A 13,834-nucleotide genomic window follows, 5' to 3' on the forward strand; every position below is an offset into this window, starting at 1 on the left:
TACTGCACGACATCGCAGCTGAGGAAGGAGACCACAGTTGTTGAGCTTCGACATTGCAGGCAAACACGTTGTGATCACGGGAGGTGGAGGTGGAATCGGCGGTGCCACAGCCGTCGAGATGGCTGACCTCGGTGCGACGGTCACGGTGCTGGATCAGGATCGTGACCGGGCGCAAAGCGTCGTCGACAAGATCACGACTGCGGGCGGTACCGCTCACGCAGCGGTGCTGGATCTTTCGGATGTCGACCAGGTGCGGTCAGCGTTCGCCGCGCTCGAGCGCCCGTGCGACATCCTGGTCAACACCGCGGGACTGATCAAGTACACCTCCTTGCTGGAGCAGGACGAGGACAGTTTCGACCAGCTGTTAGCGGTGAACCTGCGCGGAACCTTCTTTTGCCTGCAGGAAGCCGCCAAGCAAATGACCAGCGGGAGCGGCGGGGCCATCGTGAACCTGGCTTCCACAGCGGCTTTCGTGGCCGCCCGGTTGCCGGCGACGGCGTACGCGATGACCAAAGCCGGCGTACGCCAGCTCACCACCGCGGCATCGACCGAGCTCGCTCCACAAGGAGTGCGGGTGAACGCAGTCGCGCCCGCCACGATCGAAACACCCTTCGTCAAGGGCACGATCGACACCCCGGAACAACGGGCGGCCACTGCGGCCAGATCACCCATCGGTCGGATCGGTCAGCCGGCTGATGTGGTCGGGGCGATCGTGTTCCTCGCCTCGCCGCTGGCCGGGTTCATCACCGGGCACACGCTGGTCATCGATGGTGGCCGACTCGGACGCGCGAGCTGAGGAGGTCCATTCAGATGCTTCACGCCATCCCGAACGCCGCAGAGAAGAGGACGGAGCTTCGCGCTCGCCTGTCCGGAAATGAGATCCTCTGCATGCCAGGCGCGTTCAATCCGCTGAGTGCCAAATTGATCGAGGAAAAGGGTTTTGGAGGAGTTTACGTCTCCGGGGCGGTCCTGAGCGCTGATCTTGGGCTTCCTGACATCGGGCTCACCAGCATCACCGAGGTCGCGCAGCGTGGCGGTCAGATCGCGCGGATGACCGCGCTACCGACGCTCATCGACGCCGACACGGGGTTCGGGGAGCCGATGAACGTCGCTCGCACAGTCCAACTCCTCGAAGATGCCGGCCTCGTCGGAATGCACATCGAGGATCAGGTCAACCCCAAGCGCTGCGGGCATTTGGACGGCAAGGACGTCGTTGACGAGATGACCGCGGTGCGGCGCATCAAGGCCGCCGTGCACGCACGCCGCGATCCCAACTTCCTGATCACCGCCCGCACCGACATGCGAGGTGTCGCGGATCTGCCCAGCGCGATCGCCCGGGCCCAGGCGCTCGTCGACGCCGGTGCCGACGCGCTCTTCCCCGAGGCGATGAGAACGCTCGACGAGTTCGCGGCGGTACGAGCCGCGGTCGACGTGCCGATCCTGGCGAACATGACCGAGTTCGGCAAGAGCGAGCTCTTCAGCGTCCAGCAACTGGACGACGTAGGCGTGAACATCGTGATCTTCCCGGTTTCACTGCTCCGCCTTGCAATGGGCGCGGCGGAACGAGGCCTGGACACGCTTCTCGCCGAAGGGTCGCTGAAGTCGAGGACGACGGACATGCAAACCCGCAAGCGCCTCTACAAGCTCGTGGACTACCAGAGCTACTCGATGTTCGACGACCAGGTCTACACGTTCGACCTCGGGTCGAACCTGGATTGATCGTGCGGCGGGGGAGAGGGACGGGCGTGATGCGCCCAGTTCGACATGCGGAAGACGTTTCCGGAGGGTGAGCATGAGTGACAGCGGGTTCAGTTCGGTCGGATTCATCGGCTTGGGTGTGATGGGTGGCCCCGAGTGCGCGAACATCGCGCGGAAGTCCGGGTTGCCGGTCAAGATCTACGACACAGATGCCGACAAGATCGCGGCTCTCGAGCGCGATGGCGCCGTGCCGGCTACGGGAATCGCGGACGTGGCCGAGACCTGTGAAGTGATCTTCCTGTCGCTGCCAGGTCGGCCGCAGGTCGAAGCGGTCGTCAGGGGCGCGGGAGGGCTGCTCGAGCACCTTCGGCCAGGGCAGGTCCTGGTCGACCTCAGCACCTCACCGGTCGACCTGGTGCAAGAACTCGGTCGTGAGCTGGCCGGGAACGGCGTGCTGTTCATCGACGCTCCCGTGGCGCGGACGCGGCAGGCCGCGATCGACGGAACGCTGAGCATCATGGTGGGAGCTCCCACGCCGGAAGACTTCCACCGCATCAAGCCACTGCTCGGCTGCATGGCAACAGAAGTGACCCACTGTGGGCCGACAGGCGCGGGGGCGATGGTCAAGGTCCTCAACAACATGGTCGTCTTCGAGACGGTCGTCGCCCTCTCCGAGGCCATCAGCGTCGCGCGCCGCTCTGGCCTGGTTGATCCCGATACGCTGTTCAAGACTTTCGCGGGCGGCTCCGCGGACAGCTTTGCCCTGCGGCACCACGGGATGAAGGCGATCCTGCCCGACGAGCACGGTCTGGGCATCTTCTCCTCGCGCTACATGCACAAGGACATCGCCTACGCGATTGAAGCCGCGACAGCGGCCGGACTCGCACTGCCGGCAGCCACTCTCGCGAGCGAGCTGCTGCAGAGCGCCATCGACCTGGGCTACGGGGACAACTACCACACCGCGGTGGTGCGCGGAATCGACCGCGCCGAGGGGGAGCCGTCATGACGACGCACGAGGTGTACGCGGTGAAGTTCGCCCAGCACCACCGTGCGCGGCGGGTCGACTTCTACCACGGGGCGGGTGCCGAGCCGGTGGATAGTCCCGTGGGAATCGACTACTTTGTGTGGCTGATCCGCTCACCGGAGGCCGACATCGTCGTCGACGCCGGTTTCACCCCCGAGGTCGCGCGCAAGCGCAGTCGCCCGGATTACTACCGCTCCCCGTCAGCAGCCCTCGAGCTGCTGGGGGTCGAACCTGCTTGCGTTCCCTACGTCGTGCTGACCCACCTGCACTACGACCACGCCGGTGACCTTGACCCGTTCACCTCCGCCAGAATCGTTCTGCAGGACCAGGAACTGCGGTTCTGGACCGGCCGCCACATCCACCGGCGCGAGCTGCTCCGGCACATCGAAACCGAGGACGTCCTGCGACTCGTGCGGATGAGCCATGCGGGACGCGTCCTGTTCGTGGATGGGAGTCGGGAGCTCGTTCCGGGAGTGACCGTCCACCAACTCGGCGGTCATACCCCCGGCATGCAGGTGGTGCGGGTCGAGACCGGGAGCGGTCCGATCGTGCTCGCCGGTGACGCGACACATCTCCAAGACAACATCGGTGGTGACGCCCCCGCCTCGGTGTTCACCGACCTGCCGCTGGTCTACGAGGGGTTTGATCGCATGGTAGATCTGGCGGGCGGCGATATCGAGCGGGTAATCCCAGGGCATGAGCCCACGCTTCTCGACCGCATCCCCCCGGTAGCAGGCCTCGACGGGATCGCGGGCCGCATCGCGTGAGTACGCGGACGTGCACGCCCGGCCGCGTGCATCTGCTCGACGGGGAATGAACTACCAGGACCTAGCCAATCCGGATTCACCTCCCGCACCTGACCGAAACATTCCGGCTGCAGGGCATCGCCCCGCCGCGGACCGTGTTGAGGTCGTGGAGTCGTTGCCTGACCGCACCATAACGCCAGCCTGATGCCCGTTGACTGTCTCAACCTGGTACGCATCCGGCGCCGACTGGCGCTCTACTGTCAGCAGATGTTTTCCACGCACCTTTCTGGCCCAGAGGCGAGTATGACATTTTCAGGAAAGTCCGCGTTCCTGGTCAGTTCCCGTTGTCGATCGCTTCTCGGCACTCCGCTCATTGCCGAGGCGGGCGGCGGCGCAGCAGCTTCGCGGCCGGTGGCTAAAAGCGCACTTTCCCAGACAGGAAAGAGGGTTTAACGCACCCTGTGCGCATCTAATATCAGGAGGAAGCGAGAATGGCAAAACTAAACGGCAAGGTCGCGATCATCACCGGCGGCGCTGGTGGCATCGGCAAGGAAACCGCCCAGCTTTTCTTGAAGGAAGGCGCGAAGGTTGCCTTGGTCGATCTGTCCGCGGAACAACTGGATCAAGCACGAGCAGAGCTTGGTGTTCTCGGCGACGTTATCACTGTTCAGGCAAATGTCTCCAAAGAGGACGATGTTGAGAGATACGTCAGGGAGGTTGTTGACCGATTCGGAAGGATTGATGCCTTCTTCAACAACGCAGGAGTTGAGGGAGGTCACTCAAGGATCGTAGATTACAAGCTTGAGGAATTTGAAAAGGTCATGTCCGTGAATGCGCGCGGCGTTTTCCTGGGGCTGAAGCACGTACTGCGCGTCATGATTCAGCAGCGAAACGGCAGCGTCATCAACACGTCGTCTACCGCTGGCCTCATGGGAGTTCCGGGCATGGTGCCGTACTCGGCGTCCAAGCATGCCGTTGTCGGCATTACGAGGACCGCCGCGCTCGAAGTGGCCGAGAACAAGGTGCGTGTGAATTCTATCCATCCCGCGCCAGTGAACACGAAGATGATGGAATCGATCGAAAAGAACACTGATCCGGACAATCCTGAAGCGGTCAAAGAATCGTGGACAAACGGAATCCCGCTGAAGCGGTACGCGGATCCACATGAAATCGCCGCGCTGGTGCTGTTCCTTGCTTCCGATGAAAGCAGGTTCATCACCGGCGCGCAGTATCGCATCGATGGCGGGATGGGAGCTCAATCGTAGTACGAGAACTGAATTTTTCTGGCCTAGCCGGGGTCGGGCCGCTCGGATTGAGTGGGTTAAGGGCCGCGTCGGCGACAGTGTCGATGGCCTCGGAATCGATTGGAGTGAATTTGTTGAGACGGCCGACGTCGTCGGCCGCGGTACTTCGTCTCGATCCAGGTTCCGCTCGCCAGCTGCAGCTCCCTCGTGTCCGAACGAGGATGCCTGAGACCGCAGTATCACCATTGAGGTGCGCTATCCGGGGAGGGCGTCGTCCTGGAACGTGTCCGCGTTCAAGGGCTGGGGGGAGACGGGGCACTCTGAGGTCGGTGCCCTTGGTGTGCAGCCGTGGATACCGGCGCCCAACTTGAGGCCTCGATCGCGGTAGCAGCCTGGCGCCGATGTCACGAGCGAAGCCTGCCGCATTCGCTTATTGGCCTGGGGCGGGTCTCTGGGCAGCCGACACTGTTCCAGCTACGGGTCTGCCGTGGCGTCTTTGTACGGCTATTCGGGTGGTGCTGGCAGGGGTGGCGTCATGGGGGCGGTGCGCCGACGTTCCAGAACTGCTTGGTCAACGGTTCGGGATGTGAGGTGCGAAGTGGCTGGAACGGAGTCAGGGGCATCTGGGGTGTCTGGTTGCGGTCACAGCCAGAGGTGGCGTCGTGGGATGGCCCAAGGTGGGTCGGGGGTGCGGTTTGCGTTTTACGGCCGGATGTCGACCAGGGAGTTTCAGCATCGGGAGACGTCGCGGGCGTGGCAGCGGGAGGTTGCCGAGGTCACGAACGCTGGCCGTGGGGTTGTTGTGGAGGAGTTTTTCGATGAGGGCTGTTCACGCCGGTCCTCCTGGTGGAAACGACCGGCTGCGGCGGCGTTGCTGGCTGCGGCGGGGAGTTCGGATTGCGGTTTTGATGCGGTGATTGTGGGGGAGTACGAGCGGGCGTTTTGTGGGAATCAGTTCCGCGAGGTCATGCCGGTTCTTGCTGAGCGGGACATCCAGTTGTGGCTGCCGGAGGCGGATGGTCCGGTGGATCTGGGGGATCCGGAGCATCGGGCGTTGATGGTGTTGTTGGGTTCGCAGTTGCGGCGTGAGGCGGTGCGGTCGCGGCATCGGGTGTTGGCGGCGATGCGGACGCAGGCGTCCGAGCAGGGGCGGTTTTTGGGTGGGAGGCCGCCGTATGGGTATCGGCTTGTTGATGTGGGTCCGCATCCGATTGCGGAGCATGCGCGGTGGGGGCGTCGGTTGCATCAGTTGGAGCCGGATCCGGTGACGGGTCCGTGGGTGCGGTGGGTTTTCGAGCAGCGTGCGGTGGGGCGGAGCATTGCTGGGATCGCGCGGGAGCTGAATGATCGTGGGGTTCCGTGTCCGTCGGGTGCTGATCCGGGGCGGAATCGGCATCGTTCGGGGCGGGCGTGGAGGACGCCGACGGTGGCCGGGATTCTGGAGAATCCGCGCTATACGGGTAGGCAGGTGTGGAACCGTACCGGCACGGTCCGGAGTCCTGGGGCGGCGCGTCGTGCCGGTGGTACGGGGCGCCGTACGGACTCGGGGGAGTGGGCGGTGTCGCACGCGCCTGCCCATGCGGCGTTGGTGTACGAGGCGACGTTTCGTACGGTGCAGGGCATCCGGGCGGCGAGAAGATCCCAGGACGGCGGGATCCGGACGTATCTACTGTCGGGACTGGTGGTGTGTGGGGCGTGTGATCGGCGGTTCGATTCGCATTGGGCGCACAACCGGCCCGGTTACCGCTGCCGGCACGGTCGCACCAGCGCCCGCGCCGAGGCACCGGGTCTAAAGAGCGTCTATGTCAGGGAGGAACACCTACTTGACGGGCTGCGATCCCGGCTGCCCGAGCTCACCGGCGGCGACCAGGATGTGGTCGACTATCTTCGCGCGAACGGGTTGGTGATCGTCTACCTTGGCCCGGACTGGACACTCGAAGAGCTCCAGCCGGAAACGGCGTCCACAGCGCCACCCAGCGGGACACAGCTGGCCTTTCCGGTGTAGCTGATGAGCTGCGAAAACCACCCTAGACGCGACTGAGGCGAGACCGTGGTCTCGCCTCAGCTGATATCCGGGATCCCCAAGGTCAAACCCGTGGGGTAATTCTGTGTCCGAGGACGGACTTGCACACTATTCACCCGCCTTCTGCTCCCTGAAACAGGCTGAAGCAGAGGGCTTTTTGTTGTCCCAGGTGTCCCGGCCCGATGAAGCCTGGGACATCGTTTTGGGACAGGCAGTGGTGCCTTGTGAGCTGCGGAAACGTCGATGGGTGGGCGCAGGGGCACCTGCCATTCGGTGTCCCTGCTTGTCCCCGGCCGTGGTCTGTGATGCACGTAGAGGGCGTTGGCTATTGGGGACACGTGCGTGGTCCTGGTTGAGTCGATAGCGGCCTCGGCTGCAGGGCCACCACGTCGACATCATCTTCTAACCGGCAATCCCTATTTGTGTTCGTGATGCCATCAGCGGTAACTGAAATCTGAGGTCCACCAAGGTTTGGAATAGAAGCCCGTGACCCGATCGCCAGCTCGCAAGGTGCTGGCCCCCGTCTGTGGAAGAACCAAGGTTGCCGTGTTCCTCGAGTTCGTGGCTGACGCGCATCGGGGTTCACTCCGGTGCGTGCCGCTCAGCTGCGAGGAAGTCGATCAAGTGCCATGTGGTGGTTCGGTCCCGCGGAGGAGTGTGGCGGACGACTGCGCGGGGCACGGCGGGTCAGACCGGCCATGTGGCCACGGGTAGCTCTTGTTCGGTGCGGCGACTGGCCGGAGGTTCTCGTCGTCACTGGAACAGGGCCGCTGTGTTGCCGGTCGCGGACTAGTGCCTATTGACAGCCCCTCCGTCATCCCGCATCGTCTTGTACGTCCAACGCACAAAAGTTCGTTGGTCGCACAAGGAGACAATGATGTCGGTAAGATCGGTGTTACACAGCGCGTTCACTTCAAAGCTGTATGTGACAGTCCTCGTGGCGATCGCACTTGGTGCAGCTCTTGGTCTCATCGCGCCCGAGGTCGGTGAGTCGCTTGAACCGGTCGGTACCGGCTTCATCTCGTTGATTCAGATGCTCATCGGCCCGGTGGTGTTCTGCACGATCGTCACTGGGATCGCCTCGGCCGGGGAGCTGACCGCCGTCGGGCGAGTTGGCGTGAAGGCCCTGGTCTACTTCGAGGTCGTCACGACGGTCGCGCTGTTGGCCGGTTTGGTCGTGATGGACGTGTTCGAGCCGGGCAAGGGCATCAACGCGGATCCGAACTCACTGCACTTGTCGGGGTCGGCGGAGAAGTACCTGCAGGCCGGTGAAAGCCAGAACTGGTACGACTTCCTGATTCAGATCATTCCCCACAGCGTTGTGAGCGCTTTTGCCGAAGGCAACGTGCTGCAGGTGCTGCTCGTCGCGATTCTGTTCGCGATCGCCATCAAGGCCCTGGGGGGCAGAGGTGAGCCGCTGGTCCGTGGCATCGCGCGCGTCGGTGACGCGGTTTTCGGCGTGGTCAAGCTCGTGATGTACCTGGCGCCCCTGGGGGCGTTCGGGGCGATGGCCTACACCACCGGCAAGTTCGGGTTGGCGACGCTGACCAGCTTGGGCAGTGTGATCGGGCTGTTCTGGGCGACCGGGATCGGCTTCAGCCTCGTGGTGTTCGGCGTGATCGCTCGCTTGTGCGGCCTGCGGATCCTCAAGCTCTACCGCTACTTCAAGGACGAGCTGCTGATCACCCTGGGCACCTCCAACTACGAGGTCGTGATGCCGCAGCTGATGCGCAAGCTGGAGAACCTCGGCGCGCCCAAGCGGATCGTCGGACTCGTGGTGCCGTTCGGGTACGCGTTCAACGGGGACGGCGTGTGCCTCTACCTCGGCTTCGCGTCGCTGTACATCGCGCAGGCGTTCAACGTTGAGCTGTCCTTGTGGCAGCAGATCGGGCTGCTGGCCGTTTTCGTGATCACGTCGAAGGGCAGCGCGGGCGTCGCGGGTGCGGGCTTCGTCATCCTCGCGGCGACGTTGTCGACGACTGGAGTGGTCCCGGTCGTGGGGATCATGTTGATCCTCGGTATCGACCGCTTCCTGTCGACCATGCGCGGTTTGGTCAGCCTGTCCGGTCAGATCATGGGCAGCTTGGTCGTGTCGCGGTGGGAACGCGCGCTCGATCTCGAACGCGCTCGCGCGGTCCTCAATGGAGAGTCTGTTGAGCCACTCGTGGAAGACGACAACGAGGGCGAGAAATCGGCTGCTGTCGTCAGTCCCGCGGGTAGTAGCGCCTGAACTTGATCTCGGAACGGTGGTGTGCCGAACAACCGGTCCGGCTACCCACATTGCTCGTGGGTCTTGAGAACGCAGAGCGTTCCGGCCCCCTGTCGGAAGGAATCCAACACTGATGGCCCGCCTGGAATACCACAGCGATGACAGCGAGGTCGCTGCGCGCATCCGCGAACGACGCGGTGGGAAGCTCACCCCGTTGGACAGGATGCTGCTCCACAGCCCCGCCATCGCTGACGGCTGGAACAGCCTGCTCGGCGCGATCCGAGCTCGCGCGAGTCTTGCCGATGACGTCCGGGAACTGGCGATCCTGCGCGTCGCGGCGCTCAACGGCGCGGATTACGAGTGGAACGCGCACGAACCGGTGGCACGTCGGGCAGGCATGACCCTCGAGCAGACCGAGGTGCTGCGTGAACACGCTGAGAACGCGGGCGGAGTCCTCAATCCCGGGCAACGTGCTGCACTGGCCTACACCGATGCGATGACCCGCTGCATCGAGGTACCGGACGAGATCTTCCTGGAGCTGCGCAGCCACTTCGACGACCAGCAGATCGTCGAGCTCACCGCGACGATCGGTACCTACAACCTGGTTTCCCGATTCTTGGTAGCCCTGCACGTGGGCCGGTCGGATCAGGGGGCCGAAGCCGACACCATTGACGAGGACGGAGCTGTGGCATGAGCGGTCGACTGGCAGGCAAGGTCGCGATCGTCACCGGTGCGGGAAGCGTCGCTCAGGGCTGGGGAAACGGTCGTGCCACTGCGGTCATCTTCGCCCGCGAGGGAGCGCGGGTTCTGGTCGTGGACCGCGAGGAAGGCCCCATGGAACCCACGTTGAGAATGATCGCCGATGAAGGTGGTACGGCGGCGGCGCACACGTGCGATGTGACCGATTCCGACTCCGTCGCAGGGATGATCGAGGCTGCGCGCACTGCCTTCGGCAGGGTGGATGTGCTCGTCAACAACGTCGGAGGATCTCGCCGCGGCGGGCCTGTCGAGCTCGACGAGCAAACCTGGCAGGCGCAGCTGGACACCAACCTCTCCAGCGTCTACCTGGGGTGCAAGCACGTCATCCCGGTCATGAAGGAGCAGGGGAGCGGTGCGATCGTCAACGTCGCCTCGACTTCCGGCCTGCGGTGGACCGGTTCGGCGCAGGTGGGCTACGCCTCGGCCAAGGCCGGCATCATCCAGCTGTCCAAGGTGGTCGCCGTGCAGCACGCCCCTGACGGCATCCGCGTCAACACCGTCGTTCCGGGACAGCTGCACACACCCATGGTGGGAGCCCGCCTCGCCGGTCAGCGTACCGGAGGCGACGTCGATGCGCTGCTGGCGCAACGCCAGGCACGGATCCCACTCGGGTTCATGGGCGACGGTCGCGACACCGCGAACGCCGCGCTCTTCCTGGCTTCCGACGAAGCGCGATTCGTCACCGGTACCGAAATCGTCGTCGACGGCGGCATGACCGCCCGATGCGACTGAGCAGGAGAACCCGATGACCACACCGTTCAACCCGGGACCGCATCCCGCGCCACACGCCCCGACGATCGAGGTGCCGGATGACGCCTGCGACGCGCACTGCCACATCTTCGGCCCCACGAGCCGCTTCCCGTACGCGGCGGATCGGACGTTCACGCCACCGGAAGCGCCACTGGCCGATTTGCAGGATCTGCACCGGCTGCTGGGGTTCCAGCGGGCGGTGATCGTCCAGTCGGCCGCCCACGGAGCCGACCACAGGTCGCTGCTCGCGGCGTTGAAGGAGGGGCGAGGCCGCTACCGCGGTGTCGCCCTGATCCGCCCCGACACCTCGGCCGCGGGCGTCGCGCGGCTGCACGAGGCCGGAGTCCGGGGGACCCGCCTGCACTTCACACCACACCTCGGCGCAGCACCGGCTCCCGAGGCGATTGAAGCGATTATCGCGCTGGTTCGTCCCTACGGCTGGCACATCGCGCTGCACGTCGCCGGCGACGGGCTGGCCGAGCACGAGGACTTCATCCGGTCGATCCCGCTCCCGGTCGTCATCGACCACATGGGCCGGGTCGACCTGCATCAAGGACTTGACTCGCCTGCGGTGACGGCGTTGCGGAGGCTGCTCGACACCGGTCGGGTCTGGGTCAAACTCAGCGGTGCGGATCGCATCGCCACGTCACCGCCGGACATGTGTGACTCCACGGCCCTGGCCCGCTTGCTCGCCAGGAGTGCTCCGGAGCGCGTTGTTTGGGGCACCGACTTCCCCCATCCCAACACCCACGGCTTCGTGCCCGACGACGGCGACCTCGTCGACCTGCTCGCCGAAGTCGTGCCAGCGGAGGCAGACCGCAAGCGTTTGCTGGTGGACAACCCCGCTGAGTGCTTCGGGTTCCATGCTTGACGGCGCAGCCGCCACTCCGAGGTGCCGAGGACCGCTCTTCGCTGCTGTGGGATGGGGTAAATTTGGCCCGTTCGGAGGTAGAGAAGCAGGCGGACGAGCAACGGAGAGACGCAGGAGTGTCGCGGGAAGATCCGGATTTCATCGATTCCGTGGACAAGGCATTGCAGGTCATGATGGCCTTCTCAGCGGAACACCCGGAGCTGACCATCAGCCAAGCGGCCGAGCTCACCGGACTCACCCGTGCGACCGTGCGTCGCGTGCTGCTCACGTTCTCGCGGATCGGGTTCGCCGAACAGCGCGACCGCCGTTTCAGGCTCACCTCGAAGGTCATGCGCCTCGGATACGGGTACCTGTCGTCCTCCCCGTGGTGGGAACACGCAGAACCGCACATGCGCAGCCTGTCCAACGCGACCCAGGAATCGTCCTCGCTGGCGACCTTGGACGGCACGGAGATCGTCTACCTGGCCCGAGTGCCGAGCCCGCGAAGCGTGTCCATCACGCTGAACATCGGTTCTCGGCTGCCGGCGTACCCGACCTCGCTGGGACGCGTCCTGCTGGCTGCTCTGCCGGACGACGAGCTCGACGCCTACTTCGAGCAGGCCGAGCTGGTGCCGCTCACCACACGCACGATCACCGATCCCAGCGAGCTGCGCGTGGCTCTGATGGCCGTGCGCGAGGACGGTTACGCCCTGATCGACGGCGAGCGCGAGGAGGGTGTCCGATCGGTCGCCGCACCCGTCAGGGATCGCAGTGGTGTCATCGCTGCGCTCAACATCTCGGTCAACGCCGCACGCATGTCGACCGACGAACTTCGCCAGCGATGCGCACCGCTCGTTCGCGAACACGCCGACTCCATTTCGGCGGAGATCAGCCACCGCTGAAACGCGCTGGTGCGCACGGGGCGACCATGCTCGATTCCCTCACCTCCGTGGACGGCGTCCCTGGTCGGTGAACCGATGCTGTGAGGAGTCCGGGTGACAGAAGGTGTGCTGTTCGTGCTCTCCGAGCCCGCGGTGGGCCAGGAAGTTCTCTTCGACGACTGGTACGACACAGAGCACGCACCCGCCAGGGCGCGTCTTCCTGGCATTCGCACGGCGCGCCGCTACCGGGCCACCGATAGACGAGAGCCGGGTTGGCTGGCGCTCTACGACCTCGACCTCGAGGTTTTGGAATCCGACCGGTACCGGAGCCTGCGCGCGTGTCGAAGCGATCGGGAGAAGGCCGTCATGGCGGCGCTGCCCATCCTGGACCGGCGCACCTACGAACTGCTCGGTAAGCATGGTCACGACACCGGCCGGCCCGCGCCGCTGCTGGTCGCGACGTCGCTGACAGTACGGGCAGAGGACGAGCCCGAGCTGGACGACTGGTACGAGCAGGAGCACATCCCGCTGCTGACGGCGATCCCGGGTTGGAACCGCATCCGCCGGTATCGGAAGGCGAGCGGTCGAGGACCGGCCTTTCTCGCCTTGCACGAGCTGAGCGGTCCGGGCGTGTTCGACACCGACGGCTACAGGACGGCGACCACGACCTCGTGGCGCAGCCGGATCCACCGCCGCGTGATCGAGCGAGAACGGCGGACCTTCGCGCTGCACAAGGATTTCAGCCAGCGCTGACCGCGAGCCGCGCGGCCCGGTCGGTGGCGCGGTGGTCAGATGCTGGTGATGTCTTCGCGATCCTGTCCGCCGGAGGCACGCAGGTCCGGATTCGCCGCGCGGATGGCTGCGGCGTGGTGGACGTGGTCGGTTGCCAGCTGAGCAGCGGCCTTCGCATCGCCGTCCCGCAGGGCTTTCAGGATGGCGTCGTGGTCGCGTTGCAGCGCCTCGGCGGCGTCCTTGCTTCCCCAGATGGTCGCGGGTGGGGTGAAACGGACCCACAAGGTCTCGACGTACTGCAGGACCAGCGGCGATGCTTGCTCGTAAATCGTAAAGTGGAACTGCTTGTTCAGGCGTGACAGCTCAGCGGGAGTAGCCCCGTCCCGGAGTGCCTGGTCGATCTCGGCGTGCTGTTGCTCGATCTCCTGCAGCTTGTCGGGAGTCATCCGCTCGACGGCCATCTCCGAGGCGACGGATTCGACGGCGGCGCGCAGCCGGTAGAGGTCTGCGGCGGTCTCCGGGGTCATCTCGCGGACCGAGGCGCCCTTGTGGGTGGAGTAGACGATCATGCCGTCGGCTTCCAGGATGCGCAGCGCTTCCCGGACCGGGGTGGGGCTGACCCCGTACCGCTTGGCCAGGACCGTCTGCTTGATCAGCTCACCGGGCCGGAGCGTTCCGGCCGCGACGTCCTCGCGGATCCGGTCGGCGACCCAGGCGGTGCGGCTCTGAGGAGGGGAGTCCGCGTTCCCGAAGCTCATGTGTCGCCCTTCTGATCGTTCAGCGCGGTGAAACGGTCAACAGTCTATTGCCTATCGACTTACCCACGGTAACCGAGTCTTATCCATGGACAACACTCTATAGAGTATGTAGCTTCTTGGCTGCCGCCAACGGGGGCGGCCCGATCACCCAGCGGGAGAA

Annotated in this window: 13 protein-coding genes; 12 read left to right on the forward strand and 1 reads right to left on the reverse strand. The window is 64.8% G+C overall.

Annotation, left to right across the window (positions count from 1 at the left end; translation table 11 throughout):
- Nucleotides 1-37 precede the first annotated feature (37 nt).
- The 12 genes from QFW96_RS18150 to QFW96_RS18205 all read left to right on the forward strand — a co-directional run bounded on the left by QFW96_RS18150 (nt 38) and on the right by QFW96_RS18205 (nt 12,937).
- Nucleotides 38-796: an SDR family NAD(P)-dependent oxidoreductase gene (locus QFW96_RS18150; protein WP_281456874.1), complete on the forward strand. Its 759-nt coding sequence runs from the start codon at nt 38-40 to the stop codon at nt 794-796.
- 14 nt (nt 797-810) lie between these two features.
- Complete coding sequence (prpB, locus tag QFW96_RS18155) at nt 811-1,719, forward strand: methylisocitrate lyase (RefSeq protein ID WP_281456875.1); 909 nt, start codon at nt 811-813, stop codon at nt 1,717-1,719.
- Nucleotides 1,720-1,792: 73 nt separating this feature from the next.
- On the forward strand, nt 1,793-2,704 hold the full coding sequence (locus QFW96_RS18160) for an NAD(P)-dependent oxidoreductase (RefSeq protein WP_281456876.1): 912 nt from the start codon (nt 1,793-1,795) through the stop codon (nt 2,702-2,704).
- Nucleotides 2,701-3,489 (forward strand): N-acyl homoserine lactonase family protein, encoded by a 789-nt coding sequence (locus tag QFW96_RS18165; RefSeq protein WP_281456877.1) that lies wholly within the window; start codon nt 2,701-2,703, stop codon nt 3,487-3,489. Before QFW96_RS18160 ends, QFW96_RS18165 begins: the two co-directional genes overlap by 4 nt.
- 470 nt (nt 3,490-3,959) lie before the next feature.
- Nucleotides 3,960-4,733 carry an SDR family NAD(P)-dependent oxidoreductase gene (locus tag QFW96_RS18170; RefSeq protein WP_281456878.1) on the forward strand — a complete coding sequence of 258 codons (774 nt, stop codon included), beginning with the start codon at nt 3,960-3,962 and terminating at the stop codon, nt 4,731-4,733.
- A 667-nt stretch (nt 4,734-5,400) separates the two neighbouring features.
- Nucleotides 5,401-6,717, forward strand: a complete 1,317-nt coding sequence (locus QFW96_RS18175) for a recombinase family protein (RefSeq protein ID WP_281456879.1) — start codon at nt 5,401-5,403, stop codon at nt 6,715-6,717.
- Nucleotides 6,718-7,612: 895 nt separating this feature from the next.
- Nucleotides 7,613-8,965 carry a cation:dicarboxylate symporter family transporter gene (locus QFW96_RS18180; RefSeq protein WP_281456880.1) on the forward strand — a complete coding sequence of 451 codons (1,353 nt, stop codon included), beginning with the start codon at nt 7,613-7,615 and terminating at the stop codon, nt 8,963-8,965.
- Nucleotides 8,966-9,077: 112 nt separating this feature from the next.
- Complete coding sequence (locus tag QFW96_RS18185; protein WP_281456881.1) at nt 9,078-9,638, forward strand: carboxymuconolactone decarboxylase family protein; 561 nt, start codon at nt 9,078-9,080, stop codon at nt 9,636-9,638.
- Nucleotides 9,635-10,435: an SDR family NAD(P)-dependent oxidoreductase gene (locus QFW96_RS18190; protein WP_281456882.1), complete on the forward strand. Its 801-nt coding sequence runs from the start codon at nt 9,635-9,637 to the stop codon at nt 10,433-10,435. Before QFW96_RS18185 ends, QFW96_RS18190 begins: the two co-directional genes overlap by 4 nt.
- 13 nt (nt 10,436-10,448) lie before the next feature.
- The gene (locus QFW96_RS18195) at nt 10,449-11,324 is read left to right on the forward strand and encodes an amidohydrolase family protein (RefSeq protein ID WP_281456883.1); all 876 of its coding nucleotides are present in this window, start codon (nt 10,449-10,451) and stop codon (nt 11,322-11,324) included.
- Entirely contained in the window at nt 11,321-12,205 is an 885-nt protein-coding gene (locus tag QFW96_RS18200) for an IclR family transcriptional regulator domain-containing protein (RefSeq protein WP_281456884.1), read from the forward strand. Before QFW96_RS18195 ends, QFW96_RS18200 begins: the two co-directional genes overlap by 4 nt.
- A 93-nt stretch (nt 12,206-12,298) precedes the next feature.
- Nucleotides 12,299-12,937: an EthD domain-containing protein gene (locus QFW96_RS18205; RefSeq protein ID WP_281456885.1), complete on the forward strand. Its 639-nt coding sequence runs from the start codon at nt 12,299-12,301 to the stop codon at nt 12,935-12,937.
- 35 nt (nt 12,938-12,972) lie between these two features.
- On the opposite strand, the gene QFW96_RS18210 is transcribed toward QFW96_RS18205, so the two are convergent.
- Nucleotides 12,973-13,674, reverse strand: coding sequence for a GntR family transcriptional regulator (locus QFW96_RS18210; protein ID WP_281456886.1), 702 nt, complete (start codon nt 13,672-13,674; stop codon nt 12,973-12,975).
- Nucleotides 13,675-13,834: the final 160 nt, after the last annotated feature.

This window comes from Saccharopolyspora ipomoeae (genome assembly GCF_029952525.1).
GTDB classification, from domain to species: domain Bacteria; phylum Actinomycetota; class Actinomycetes; order Mycobacteriales; family Pseudonocardiaceae; genus Saccharopolyspora; species Saccharopolyspora ipomoeae.